Raw genomic sequence first — 12,574 nt, 5'->3', positions numbered from 1 at the left:
CCATAATGGTAAGGACAGTTGCTCGGTTTTATCGGTTCGAGTAGGTTTTCACGATATCTGAAACATCGTTGTATTTTTTCCATGATTTGGGCCGCTTATAGTCCAAACCTGATTTCATGATTTTGGCATCCGGATAGTTCTGTTTGATGTTCCTCCAAGTGGTATCTTCCCAGTGAATGGCTTTGAGTTTTTGCAACCTTACCCCCTTCAAAGGTCCTGAGACCGCTTTGTCTATCAAGGGCCACCAAAGGCTTTCGGTTTCCCTGTCCCAAAGAATAAATCCGTCCAAACCATCCCAAACATCGGGGTCGTAGTAAGTGTACCCGCTCACGGCAAAGGTGAAGGTCTTATCACCATAGGTGCGTTTGTAAATGGCACCCAAATCAGCAAGAATACAGTAGGCGACAAAAATGGGCTCACCATCCAAAACATCGTTGACCACCTCATGCCGGGTCAAATCTCGAACGGAGTAAGCCTTTACCTCACCCCCTTTTTTGGCCACCAAAAAACGGCTGTCGTCTCTCCAGTACCTATCAGCTTCCATGACCGTAAGGTACGTGGGTTGCAAAAGTGCCGGAAAACGCTCCCGGCCCAATCCGTAGTGAAACTGCCCGGGATCCAAATCAAGATTGTCGATGATGAAATGTTGATTATCTTCAGATCCGCCATAGAGCATTCTTGTACCATGCCTTTCAAAGAACTTACCATTGTTGAACGCACTAGGGCGTTGGGCATTCAAAATAAGGGGAAGGGAAAGAATGAGGAAAAAAACAAGAAATCTCATAGCAAAAGTTTTGAATATGTTTTTGGTAGTGAGAATGCTTTGAAAATTACAGATACCACGCCTAAAATTTTAAAAACGCTTACACTTTTTTATGATGCAAAAAAGGCCCAGAAGTTTTCTGGACCTTTCTTCGGTTGGTTTGGGTAGGGTGAATCGTTTATTGTCGGCTTGCCGCTTCAACTGTGCCATCGGTACCACTAAGATCTTTTCTGAAACTCCATATTTCGCTTTTCTGGCCATTGGTCGTGGCCTCAACATCTTTCAAGAATTTTTGAAAACTACCGGCACCATGAACCTCTTCAAAATATTGCGGAAATTTGTCTTCTTTCCCCATCCAGGCCATGGTGTCGAAGAAGTCTACCCAAGCAAAGTCAAGTCCTTCTTCATTTCCCAGTTCATTGGTATATGCGCCATGTATTTGGTCGGGCATTTTTTTAGCATATAGTTCGTGCACTTTTTTGACGACATTGTTCATGAAATCCATGTCTTTGAAACGCTTTACGTCAACCATGAATACAGAAAGGTTCTTTAAGGTAAAATCTTTGGAGAAATTGGAAAGTTCGGGGTGGAACTTCCAATAGTTGACGTCAACATCACCGGTCAAATGGGGTACCACGTTGGCATCCCAATCACCATCATGGCCATCGTCTGAAGTGGGGCGCCCGTCAAGCGCGCTCCAAGGCAAAGGCCCCATGTTCCACATATATTTGCCCGCATTTTTTCCACTGTTGATAGAATAGACAATGGCCTGGTACGGCCCTGCCGGGTGGAATTTTTTGTTGTGGGCCGCTACCGCCTTTTCAAAGGCTTCGGTGTGTCCTGGCATCACGCTAAGCATCACGTTTTGAAATACCAGTGGTTCTTGATAGTCTTGCGCCGATACCAAAAATGGCAACAGCAATAGTGTCAATAATACTCGTTTCATTGTTTGTCGATTTTAGTTGTTTGCAATTATTATTAGGATTATTCTAGTTCTCTGTTTCTTTTGGCACCAAGCTGCTCAGATCAAAATAGTCAGATAGGGTGGCAATCTTACCGTCTTCATTGAAAGTGCTCAGGTTAAAGAACTTTACGCCCATTTCTTGGCCACTTTCGGCGTGTGTCGCCGTCCACGTGCCATATGTACGAATGACATTGGCTTTGGTTTCGGCCGTTTCCTTCGGATAAACGGAACCAGAATAAAAACCACCAACCGTACCGTTATCAGCCGTGACGACACCCTCATGGTATCGAATGTTTTCAAAATTGTCATGATAGCCCTTGATGGCTGCCAAAAACTCTTCTTTGCCCACCCATTTGTTGCCATTGTAGTTTGGAGGGCTGAATTTGAGTGTATCGGCCAGCATCGCCTCTTGTGCCTCTATATCTTCATCGGCATGCGCCTGAAAAAAGGCACGTATGGTCTCTACCTTCTTGTTAAAATCTGCATGGTCAGCAGTTGGTCCCATCTCGGTTTCAAGCAATGTGTTCTCGTTGGTGCTTGCTTGCTTGCATGAAACTGCCGTTAACATGGCAAGCATGATAAGAATTTGAAATAGTGACTTTTTCATTGTTGGATATATTTTATTGGTTTGTGGTTTCATAAAGTTGTTTGGTATCGGCATATTGCTGAAATGCGGTTGCCTTGCCATTTTTGATGGTCCAGAGATGTGCCGCTTGAACGTCAAGCTTGGCGCCATTATCCTTTCTTTCGGCATTGTACCGTAAGGTGGCCAATACCTTGTCTTCTCCGACATCATGTAAATTGATGTCTTCAAGGGTAAAGTATTCATACTCTTCCCCAACTCGGGAAAAAACGCCGTTTAAGACAGCGTCTGGTCCTATGTAGGGGTTGCCGTCTGCCCATGGATTGCCCTCGGCCTCGTTCCATACCACCTTGGGGTCAAGTGCTTCCAGTACAGCAGGAATATCACCTGTGGAGAACGATTTGTACATGTTGTTTACGATACTCTTATTTTCTTCGGGCGATAAATTCTTCATGGCTTCAATTTTCTGAATCTCCGCTGTGAATTCGCTCAAGTCGTACATGGCATATTCCTCATGTATTTTACCGTCTGCCACATGTACCGATAGGTGCACGGGCACTTGAAGTTCTTTATTGTTTTCACCCAAGGTTCCCCGCCAGTTGCCCCAAAAATTTACCCAGGTCTTGCCCTCGTCATCAATAATTTTTTCGTAGTAGATGGGGGTGTCGTCAAAACCATAGGAAGAGGTAGTGGCCAAAAGGCTCAGAAGATTCTCCTTCAACTCCTTTGGTGAAATGTAAGCATCTTCCCAAGTGTTGTGGTGTATTTGGGCCGTATTGGCATAGTGGGAAAGCCAGGCATCCCAATCACCTTTTTCATAATCTGCCACCAAAGACTTTACCAGTTCTACCTCTGGTCCTGTTGTGGTGTATCGTGGCGTTCCTTGATTGCAGGCCATGAACAGCATTGATACAACTCCGATAAAAATTACTTTCTTCATAGTTTTTGTGTTTGTTTATATTGTTATTCCGGTTTGTGCACTTCCAATTCAATCTCAACAAGAAATTCTGGCAAAGCCAATTCTTTTACACCTAACCAAGACCCCGTCGGGAAGTGATTTTTATAGATTTCGGCCCGGTAGCCGGCTACTTCCAAAAACTTGGGCATATCGGTGGTGAACACGTTTTCCACCACTACATCATCGAAGGTGCATCCGTAGTGTTTCAAGATTTTGTCGAGATCGGCATAACAGTTTTTCATTTGTTGCTCCATATCACCGACCGCAGTTGGGTTTCCTTCATCGTCCATGCTTACGGCACCGGAGATTTTAATGGAATTGCCAATTTTTACCGCATGTGAATAGCCATAGGCCTTTTCAACTTCGGGCCGCAACAGAAAATAATCAGGTGCGTGCATTTCGATTTCGACATTCTCTGACTGTTCTGCCGTTTCTTTTTCCTTTTCTTGTTGATTGCACCCAAAAGTTGCGGCTAGAAGTATGGCGGAAACAATGGATATTCTCAAAAAGTGCTTTTTTATCATTTTTGAATTGGTTTCAATTAAGGAGTAAGTCTTAATATTAATTGGTTTAATTTGATGGTGCATAGCCCAGATCCGGCCGCATTTGGCCCTCATCCGTTTCATAGCGCAGCACGTACCTGAACATTTCACCAAACAGTTTTTTGCCTTCTTCGCCCAGCAATGCCTCGTTTTCTTTCGATTGTCGGGCATAGTCTTCTGCATCTTTGGCCGATACTACGGCCACATAGTAATCGCCTTCGGCGCCGAAACCATTGTGATAGATTCGGTAATATTCTTTTGATTCCTTTTTTTCAAAGAGCGCCTTGAGTTCTTTCAGTTTTCCCTTTAGCTGTTGGATATTTTCGGGCGCAACGTACAAACGGTGCCATTTTCGATAGTTTTTGCCTTCGGTGTTTATGTCAATGCCCTCTGGCATATAGGTCAGTTCTTCGTTCAAATAGACGATGTAGTCGCGGTGTACGTCATAACATTTGTTAAAACGCTTGAAGATATCGCCGAAGGCTTCATCTCCCATTTTTTCCCGTAACGGGGCAAACACATTGTTGTCAAGTGCCGCCATGCTCTCAATGGGCGATATGGTCAAATACTTGTTCGTGGTGGTCGAAGCAATGTTCCAGTTGACATCTTGCAGGTTGTGTGTTTTACAGGCTTCCATAAAGTCTTTGGAAACGGCCTCATACTCTTGGATCATCGATGGTTTAACCTGGTCTTCGTGTATGTAAAAGGCTTGGTTTTTGCTTTGTTGGGCATGTATGATGTTGATGAACAACAACATGGCCATAAATAATAAGGTTGTTTTGAGTGTTCTCATGACTGTTTGTTTATTAAGGTTGTGGATATTTATTTGCTATTGGTTCGAGGGTGAATAGGCCATATCAGGACGTATACGCCCCTCAACGGATTCATACTTGATCAGGCTGTCCATGAAATCGCCGTACATCGTTTCCCATTCCTTGCCCAACAACTCGATGTTGGCAGCTATCTTATTGGCATAATCTGCGGCATCTTTTGCAGCGATGGCGACCATGTAGTGCTCGCCCCGATAACCGAAGCCGGTTCGATATACGCGATAATCAAGTTTGGATCCCTTGCTTTTGAATAGGTTTTTTATGGATTTCACCTTTTCTTTCACGGCATCACCATTTCCGGGAGCGTACTGAAAGTAATGGAACTTTCGATAGGGCTGTCCTTCAGGTGTTTGGGTGATGCCATCGGGCATGTAAGACAGTTCCTTGTCTAGATGCAGCACATAATTGTGTTCAACATCATAGCACTTGTCCATCCGATCAAAAAGGGCCCCCATTTTGTCGGCCCCCATCTTCTCGGCAAGGGTCTTGAATACAGGGCGTTCGACATCGGCCATTGAGCTTATGGGGCTCACCCACATATAGCGGTTGTCGACCGTATTTGAAACGATGACGTCCAACCCTTGTATGTTGTGTTTTTTCATGTTTGAGGTCAGTTCTTTGCAAACCGTTTCATACTCGGCTACCATACCGGGCTTTACCACATCTTCATGTACCCAAAAAGCTTGGGTGTTTTGCTGTGCTTGTGACAGTACCGGTATCAAAAGAATGGCCGCTAGAATGAGAATGGATGTTTTGAGTGTTTTCATAATTGCATTGTTTTGGTTGTTTAATTGTTTAAGAAATTATTCGAGTGCCGGGGGTACCAGCGTATAGCCCAATTGTTGAAGTAGGTCAAGTTCATTGTAGTAGACTTCCTCACGGTACAATTTGCCATCAGAATCAAAAGAGAGTAGGCTCATACCGCTTACTTTTGCTTTTTTGCCTGTGGCACGAAACTCACCGAACACGCCCGTATTGGTACCGGTAAAGGTCCAGTGCGTAAAGAGTTGGTTGTCTTTTATATAGGTGTTTTTAAGGTGGATATTCAGATCAGGAAATGCCGTTAGATAAACATTGATATGCGCCTGTAGCTCTTTTTGGTTTCCGGCTACTTTGATGCCATTTAATGTTCTGGTGAAATCTTCCGTTGAGATAGGGGCCAGAAGTTCTAGGTCCTTATTGTTCCAGCAAGAATCTACCAAGGTGTTCAAATTGTTCTTTATGGTGTTTTCCATGGTCATCATCTCCTCTTGTAAAAGCCGCTCTTTTCTATTACAGGAAGCCATTATCAATACAACAAGGGCGATAGTAAGAAGGGGAGGTTTCATTGGCGTTTGAATAGTATTTTTTGGCCATTCGCAACGAATAGATTCATTTCTTGCCCGTCCACCAAACGAATTGTGACGAAGAGCCCGATTTACTGTGCGAACCCCCATTTTTATTTATCGGGCGATAACTGGCATTAATTTCGTACTTTTAGTAGCCTTGTTCCCCGGCCTTAATCAAAAGGAAATGGGTCACCGTTCGCTGAAAGCCCTGTTGTTTTATACAGCTATGATTTTGAGCTGTATGGTTGGCAGTTCCCAAATTGTTGATTTCAGCGGCGAAAACCCCTACAAAAGAGTATTTGAACAGACAGACAACTTTGGAGGGTCGTATTTAGAGGTTCTCGAAAAGGCCTACACCCAGACAACCAATGATTCCCTTAAATTCTTAATGCTCAACGACCTTTCCTATTACTGGCACACCCGAGACTTGCTGAGAGCCATGCATTTTACAGAAGAGGGCCTGAAACTCACCGAAACGAAACAAGACAGCCTTTGGCACGGCAGGTTTCAGATAACCCAAGGGGCCATTTTACTTCGGATGGAAAAACTGGACAGTGCCCAATCGGTGCTGGAAGATGCCAAGACCAAGGTGCTTGAAAAAGACCTAGCTTTTTTGAACACGCAACTGGGCTATGTGTACGAACGCCGCGGAATATTGGACAAGGCCGCCGATTATGCAATGGAGGCACTCGCTTTGGGCGAAAGGCTGAACGACCAAAAGGCCATAGCCTTGGCCTTCAGCGATCTGAGCAACCTTTTTTGGAAGCAATCAAAATTCGAAAAGGGGTTGGAATATGGTCTAAGATCAGTCCAGATCTTCGAAGAAAGAGGTATAAATGACCTTGACTATGATTTTACCCTCTATGTGGTGGGAAACAACTATTTGGCGTTGGACAAATATGAAGAGGCCCAGCGGTATTTTGAGCATACCATTGCCATTGGCGAACGCTATGGCTTCTATAACAATTTGAGCGATGCCTATATCTCTTTGGTCGACCTATATGCCTATCTCGGTAAATTTGATAAGGCAGAATTGGCGGGCACCAATGCCCTGAAATATGCCGAGTTGCTCAACAGCAACAACTTTATGGTGATGCGTTCATGGCTGTCGATAGGCAAATTGCAAAACCTGCAGGGAAAATATATTAGCGCCATTGAAAGCCTACAAAAGTGCATCACCATTGCAACAGATGACTTTGGCGATGAGTACTACCTGAGCCAAGCCTACGAGAATCTGGGCAAGGCATATGCGGGCAACCACCAATATCAAGAGGCCTATCATGCCTTGGCCGAGTACGACAAATTACAGAATCTGATTTTTACGGCGGATTCTGACCATCGTATGTCGATGCTTCAAACAGAATTCGATGTTGCCAACAAAGAAGGGACCATTCAGCAACAAGAGACACTGATAAAAAAACAGCGCACACGGCAAACCCTCATCATCATCATCACCTGCCTGTTGCTGCTGTTGCTAGTGTTGTCATATAAGGCCATACAGAACAATGTGCGAAAGAACCGGTTGCTACAACGGCAGAACAAAGAGAAAGAATTCTTGTTGAAAGAAATACACCATCGGGTAAAGAACAACCTGGAGATTGTTTCAAGCCTATTGTCGCTGCAATCGGCACAAGTGAACGACCCCAATGTCGTGGCGGTTATGCAGAAGAGCCAACAACGGGTGCACAGTATGAGCATGATCCACCAAAAACTATATCAGGGCAAGAGCATATCGGCCATAGAGATGAAAGACTATTTTGAAAATTTGGGCAGTTACATTTTGAACACCTATGGAATGACAGGCCAAATCGACATCATATATGACATGGAAACGCTTGAACTTGATATTGATATGGCTATACCTATAGGTTTGATAGTCAATGAATTATTGTCAAATGCTCTTAAATACGCCTTTCCCGACAAGGCAAATGGGCATATCACCGTAAGCCTAAGGGAAGAAGGTTCACAGGTGCATTTAAGGGTGGCCGATAATGGTATTGGGAAAATCATGAAGAAAGGGGCTATTGGATCGGGTTTTGGAACCAAACTGATACATCTGCTCACCCAGCAATTGGACGGTAAAATGGATTTAACCGTAGAAAATGGGACTTCGGTCTCTTTTGAATTTCAACTTCATAAAGCAGCATAGACATGAATACCAAGACACGCATATTGATAGTTGAGGATGACATGATCATAGCCGCTAATCTATCGTTGCAGCTGACAAAGTTGGGGTATGAGGTAACGGGCATAGAATCGAGGGGCGAAGAAGCGGTCGGTCATGCGCGGGTCAATACACCTGATATTATTTTGATGGACATAAACCTAAAGGGGAGCATTGACGGGATTGAGACTGTTAAAACGATCCAACAGACACATGACATTCCTGTGGTTTATCTGACCGCCAATACCGATGACGCCTCATTCTTTAGGGCCAAAGAAACCCATCCGGAAGCCTTTGTGTCGAAACCCTTCAACCAGCTCGATCTTGAGCACACCATTGCCTTGGTAGAAGATAAAATCTTGACCGAAGAAAGAGCAAACCAAAGGCCCAAGACCGATATGCAGGTAATGGGCGACCGTATTTTTGTCAGGCACAAAGGCAAGATGAACAAGTTGATGCTCGATCAGATCCTTTATTTGGAGGCTGATAGAAACTACACCAACATAGTGACCGAGAAAGGGCATTATCTGCTGTCGAGCACCTTGAAGACCTTAGAGGCAAAGTTGCCCCAAAACTCCTTTTTGAGGGTTCACCGATCGTACATTGTCAATGTGAAAAAATTGGATGCCATTGCCGATACCCATCTTGAGATAAAGCGGAAGGTGATACCTTTTAGCAAAACCTATAGGGAGCTTTTATTAGATCGAATCAAGACAATTTAGAAAGGATTTTGATACGAAAGCAATAGGGCTATTGCTGCATCTTTAGGTAATAATCCGTAGAATGTTTGCCTGAGCCATAGAAGAAGAAAAAGCAGCAAACCAAAAGGGTCACCAAGGCCAACATGAGGTTGGCAATGTTCATCTCACCAAAAAAATTGGTAAGTACGGCCCCGATCAATATGGGAATCTGCGCCGCCACGGCCCATCGGGTGAGCAACCCTATCACGATCAAGAAACCACCCACAAAGTGTGCAGGCGCCACATAGTGTAGAAATATCATGCTACCGGGAATCTTTCCAAAGGGCTGCATCAGTAGCCGCATCTGCTCAGGATCAGACAAGAACCCCACACCCTTTATAAAAAGAAAAACCCCCAAAGCGACCCTCAACAGATCGATTGGATAATAGGTATGGGCGTTGGCCCATTTGTTCCATTGTTTGATTCTTCCCATGACAGAACCATTTTGTCTTGATTAAGGTACTCATTTACAGCGATATATAAAAGAAAAAAATAAAGAAATTTTCGGCGGTTTAACCCTTTCGTTGAGCCGCAGTTCATATGTAAAATTCAACAGTTCGGTACATCTTTTTACCAAGAATCAAGGGGCTTGAAGACTTTTGGGGCATCATTGATCAAAAAACAACCCATAAAAAATCAAATTAAGAAACGAACAGTCATGAAACACTTATTGCCGACCTTACTGCTTTTATTTTCATCACTTTTAGGCCTGGCCCAAAATCAAATCGCTGGGCAGGTCACCGATAAATCAGGGAATCCCATTTCAGGTGCGAACGTCTATCTCGAGGGCACCTACGATGGTGCTTCGACCGATGTGGACGGAAACTTCCATTTTGAGACTACCGAGAAAGGCGACCAAACCTTGGTCGTCTCCATTTTGGGCTATGAGACCCATTATGAAATGGGCAACGTTTCGTACTTCAGCAACCTAAAAATCAAGCTGACAGAAGCCATCAATACCCTTACTGGGGTAACCTTGACCGCCGGCACCTTTGAGGCGGGCGACAACTCAAAGGTATCGGTGCTTAAACCGCTTGATATTGTAACAACCGCAGGCGCTGCGGGCGACTTTGTGGCCGCTTTGCAGACCTTGCCGGGCACCACTACCGTCAACGAAGATGGGCGTTTATTCGTGAGGGGTGGCCAAGCGGGAGAGACCCAGGTCTTTATCGATGGCCTTCGCGTATTTCAACCGTTCAACGCCACGGCCAACAACATACCGACCCGTGGCCGTTTTTCGCCCTTTCTCTTTAAGGGCATCACCTTTAGCACCGGTGGCTATTCGGCCGAATATGGGCAAGCCCTTTCCAGTGTCCTTTTGTTGAATACCACCGATGTGCCCGACCAAGAGAAAACCGATATACAAGTCATGTCCGTCGGCGGTGGCTTGGGCCATACCGAGATTTGGAACAATACTTCATTGAGCATCAATACCCAGTACATCAACCTATCGCCCTACGAAGCATTGATTCCCTCGACCCAAGGCTCCCAATGGAACAACCCCTACGAATCGTTCGCAGGCGAAGGGGTGTTCCGTATCAAAGGCAATAAAAGCATGTTCAAGGCCTATACCGGGTTTAACCGTGCGACCTTGGATATTTCCCAAGAGGACATCAATTTTGATGATTCCGTGCGGTTTCGCCTAACCAATGAGAACCTATATTTCAACACCTCTTACAAATATTTTACCGATACCAACTGGACCTTGTTCGCCGGTGCCAGTATTTCTCGGGACAACAACAAAATAGGACTGCTAGATGATGTAATCGATGCCCGCGAAGTCGCCGGACATCTAAAGGTCAAGACCAAAAAAGGTTTTTCAAGCCGGTTTAACCTGAGCGTCGGGGCAGAAGTCTTTCAAACCGATTATGAAGAAACCTACTTGGCACAGGACGGCTTTACCTTCAACAGCAATTTTGACGATACCCTTTTCGCCGGCTTTGCCGAAAGCGATATCTTTTTCAGTAACGATTTTGCCCTTAAAGTGGGCGCCAGGATGGAGCATACGTCCATTTTGGATAAATTCACGGTTTCGCCCAGACTATCGTTGGCATATAAAAGTGGTGAAAAGGCCCAGTTTTCATTGGCTTATGGTGATTTCTACCAAAACCCATTGGCCGAGGTGTTGAAGTTTGATCAAGAATTGGGGTACGAAAAAACCTCGCACTATATACTCAACTACCAATACCTGAACAATGGCAGGACCTTTAGGGCCGAAGCCTACTACAAAGACTATGATGATCTCGTAAAATTTGATACTGAAATGCCCCAGTTCAATTCGGTGTACAGCAATCTGGGCAGCGGCTACGCGACAGGAATCGATATCTTTTGGCGCGATAACAAGAGTGTTGCCAATTTGGATTATTGGGTCTCCTACAGCTATTTGAACACCGAGCGCGAATACCGCAATTTTACTGAAGCGGCCACCCCCAATTTTGCGCCAGCGCACAGTTTTTCGCTGGTCACCAAATATTGGGTCGAAGACTGGCGCTCACAGGTAGGGGTATCCTATTCCTTCGGGTCGGGCAGGCCCTATGATAACCCGAATACGGCTGCCTTTATGGCCGAAAAGACCAAATCGTTCAACAATTTGAGCGTCAACTGGGCCTATTTGATAGACCAACAGAAAATTTTGTATTTCTCGGTGAACAATGTGCTGGGCTTCAATAATGTGAGCAATTACCAGTACGCCAATGCACCCAATGCCAATAGTGTGTTTGACAGACGGGCCATTACCCCACCGGCCGACAGCTTCTTTTTTGTGGGCTTCTTCTGGACCATCAGCACCGATAGCAAAAGCAACCAGTTGGATAATTTGTAGGATGTGGGATGTTGGATGCTCGATGACGGATGACAGAAGCTGGGCGAGGGATGTTTTTCTATTTTTTATCAAAGACCGTTCAGCGCCTCGCACAAAGCGAATCGCAATCAACAACCCATCCCCAAAAAAGAACAGTTCGGTCAATTTTACTGTCAAAAACGAACGCCGATGCACATCTTTACGCCGTCACTCAAGAAATACTGAAACGGATTCAATACAACCGAACAGTCAATAACCATAAAAAACGACATCATGAAAAAACTGATTTTAACACTGGCATTTGCAACATCGATCACGGCAATGGCCCAAGACCAATATACCAAGGGCATGGGCAAGGCCATGGAATTATGGGGCGAGGGCAAAACCACCGAGGCATCCAACCTATTTGAGCGCATTGCCATGGCCGAAGATGACAATTGGATTCCCTATTACTACGTGGCCCTGGTGAACACCACGGCATCTTTTGGCGAAAAGGATGTTGAGAAGTTGACGCAACAATTGGAAAAAGCCAAGGAGTTCATCGACATCGCCAAGAACATATCGCCCGACAACGCAGAACTGTTGATACTGGAGGCGATGACCAACACGGCCTGGATCGCCTTCGATGGGGCCACTTATGGCATGACCTTGTCTGGCAAAAACACGCAGCTCTACAACCAGGCCCTTGCCTTGGCGCCAGAGAACCCACGGGTTGTTCTGTCAAAGGCGGAGTGGGACATGGGCTCGGCCCGTTATTTTGGCAAAGACATAACCCCCTACTGCAAAGATGTTGAAAGGGCTGTTGAACTTTTTGCTACTTTTAAGGCCGGTGATGATCCCTTTTACCCAAAATGGGGCCCCGAACAGGCCGAAAGGGTTTTGCAGCAATGTAAATCGTAGAT

13 protein-coding genes are annotated in these 12,574 nt (G+C 45.1%); 4 read left to right on the top strand and 9 right to left on the bottom strand.

Annotated features, from left to right (window positions below; genetic code table 11):
• Positions 1–28 precede the first annotated feature (28 nt).
• The 8 genes from VC82_RS00855 to VC82_RS15170 form a co-directional block, all read right to left on the bottom strand.
• Entirely contained in the window at positions 29–784 is a 756-nt protein-coding gene (locus tag VC82_RS00855) for a DUF3179 domain-containing (seleno)protein (protein ID WP_084598132.1), read from the bottom strand.
• Between the two features lie 157 nt (positions 785–941).
• Positions 942–1,709, bottom strand: coding sequence for a hypothetical protein (locus VC82_RS00845; protein WP_045800711.1), 768 nt, complete (start codon positions 1,707–1,709; stop codon positions 942–944).
• Positions 1,710–1,752: 43 nt separating this feature from the next.
• Entirely contained in the window at positions 1,753–2,334 is a 582-nt protein-coding gene (locus VC82_RS00840) for a nuclear transport factor 2 family protein (RefSeq protein WP_045803139.1), read from the bottom strand.
• A 13-nt stretch (positions 2,335–2,347) separates the two neighbouring features.
• Positions 2,348–3,250 (bottom strand): nuclear transport factor 2 family protein, encoded by a 903-nt coding sequence (locus VC82_RS15500; RefSeq protein ID WP_157517929.1) that lies wholly within the window; start codon positions 3,248–3,250, stop codon positions 2,348–2,350.
• 23 nt (positions 3,251–3,273) lie between these two features.
• The gene (locus VC82_RS00825; RefSeq protein WP_417935065.1) at positions 3,274–3,666 is read right to left on the bottom strand and encodes a RidA family protein; all 393 of its coding nucleotides are present in this window, start codon (positions 3,664–3,666) and stop codon (positions 3,274–3,276) included.
• A gap of 172 nt (positions 3,667–3,838) precedes the next feature.
• Positions 3,839–4,603, bottom strand: coding sequence for a hypothetical protein (locus VC82_RS00820; RefSeq protein WP_045800709.1), 765 nt, complete (start codon positions 4,601–4,603; stop codon positions 3,839–3,841).
• A 36-nt stretch (positions 4,604–4,639) separates the two neighbouring features.
• On the bottom strand, positions 4,640–5,407 hold the full coding sequence (locus tag VC82_RS00815; protein WP_045800708.1) for a hypothetical protein: 768 nt from the start codon (positions 5,405–5,407) through the stop codon (positions 4,640–4,642).
• Positions 5,408–5,443: 36 nt separating this feature from the next.
• Positions 5,444–5,968 carry an ester cyclase gene (locus tag VC82_RS15170; RefSeq protein WP_170218301.1) on the bottom strand — a complete coding sequence of 175 codons (525 nt, stop codon included), beginning with the start codon at positions 5,966–5,968 and terminating at the stop codon, positions 5,444–5,446.
• Between the two features lie 184 nt (positions 5,969–6,152).
• On the opposite strand from VC82_RS15170, the gene VC82_RS00805 reads away from it, so the two are divergent.
• Positions 6,153–8,117 (top strand): sensor histidine kinase, encoded by a 1,965-nt coding sequence (locus VC82_RS00805; protein ID WP_045800707.1) that lies wholly within the window; start codon positions 6,153–6,155, stop codon positions 8,115–8,117.
• 2 nt (positions 8,118–8,119) lie between these two features.
• On the top strand, positions 8,120–8,854 hold the full coding sequence (locus tag VC82_RS00800) for a LytR/AlgR family response regulator transcription factor (protein WP_045800706.1): 735 nt from the start codon (positions 8,120–8,122) through the stop codon (positions 8,852–8,854).
• 28 nt (positions 8,855–8,882) lie between these two features.
• On the opposite strand, the gene VC82_RS00795 is transcribed toward VC82_RS00800, so the two are convergent.
• On the bottom strand, positions 8,883–9,305 hold the full coding sequence (locus VC82_RS00795; protein WP_045800705.1) for a DoxX family protein: 423 nt from the start codon (positions 9,303–9,305) through the stop codon (positions 8,883–8,885).
• A gap of 225 nt (positions 9,306–9,530) precedes the next feature.
• Here VC82_RS00795 and VC82_RS00790 point away from each other — a divergent pair, with 225 nt between their 5' ends.
• Entirely contained in the window at positions 9,531–11,693 is a 2,163-nt protein-coding gene (locus VC82_RS00790; RefSeq protein WP_045803135.1) for a TonB-dependent receptor, read from the top strand.
• Positions 11,694–11,945: 252 nt separating this feature from the next.
• Positions 11,946–12,572 carry a hypothetical protein gene (locus tag VC82_RS00785; RefSeq protein ID WP_045800704.1) on the top strand — a complete coding sequence of 209 codons (627 nt, stop codon included), beginning with the start codon at positions 11,946–11,948 and terminating at the stop codon, positions 12,570–12,572.
• The last annotated feature ends 2 nt before the right edge of the window (positions 12,573–12,574 follow it).

Origin of the sequence: Flagellimonas lutaonensis, from assembly GCF_000963865.1 — a bacterium.
In the GTDB taxonomy this organism is placed as follows: Bacteria; Bacteroidota; Bacteroidia; order Flavobacteriales; family Flavobacteriaceae; genus Flagellimonas_A; species Flagellimonas_A lutaonensis.
This window is presented reverse-complemented; position numbering and strand designations above follow the sequence as displayed.

What these genes read in the sequence shown, in the direction of transcription:
- VC82_RS00855 (WP_084598132.1), bottom strand. Translation starts at nt 784, where the DNA reads ATGAGATTTCTTGTTTTTTTCCTCATTCTTTCCCTTCCCCTTATTTTG.
- VC82_RS00845 (WP_045800711.1), bottom strand. Translation starts at nt 1,709, where the DNA reads ATGAAACGAGTATTATTGACACTATTGCTGTTGCCATTTTTGGTATCG.
- VC82_RS00840 (WP_045803139.1), bottom strand. Translation starts at nt 2,334, where the DNA reads ATGAAAAAGTCACTATTTCAAATTCTTATCATGCTTGCCATGTTAACG.
- VC82_RS15500 (WP_157517929.1), bottom strand. Translation starts at nt 3,250, where the DNA reads ATGAAGAAAGTAATTTTTATCGGAGTTGTATCAATGCTGTTCATGGCC.
- VC82_RS00825 (WP_417935065.1), bottom strand. Translation starts at nt 3,666, where the DNA reads ATGCACGCACCTGATTATTTTCTGTTGCGGCCCGAAGTTGAAAAGGCC.
- VC82_RS00820 (WP_045800709.1), bottom strand. Translation starts at nt 4,603, where the DNA reads ATGAGAACACTCAAAACAACCTTATTATTTATGGCCATGTTGTTGTTC.
- VC82_RS00815 (WP_045800708.1), bottom strand. Translation starts at nt 5,407, where the DNA reads ATGAAAACACTCAAAACATCCATTCTCATTCTAGCGGCCATTCTTTTG.
- VC82_RS15170 (WP_170218301.1), bottom strand. Translation starts at nt 5,968, where the DNA reads ATGAAACCTCCCCTTCTTACTATCGCCCTTGTTGTATTGATAATGGCT.
- VC82_RS00805 (WP_045800707.1), top strand. Translation starts at nt 6,153, where the DNA reads ATGGGTCACCGTTCGCTGAAAGCCCTGTTGTTTTATACAGCTATGATT.
- VC82_RS00800 (WP_045800706.1), top strand. Translation starts at nt 8,120, where the DNA reads ATGAATACCAAGACACGCATATTGATAGTTGAGGATGACATGATCATA.
- VC82_RS00795 (WP_045800705.1), bottom strand. Translation starts at nt 9,305, where the DNA reads ATGGGAAGAATCAAACAATGGAACAAATGGGCCAACGCCCATACCTAT.
- VC82_RS00790 (WP_045803135.1), top strand. Translation starts at nt 9,531, where the DNA reads ATGAAACACTTATTGCCGACCTTACTGCTTTTATTTTCATCACTTTTA.
- VC82_RS00785 (WP_045800704.1), top strand. Translation starts at nt 11,946, where the DNA reads ATGAAAAAACTGATTTTAACACTGGCATTTGCAACATCGATCACGGCA.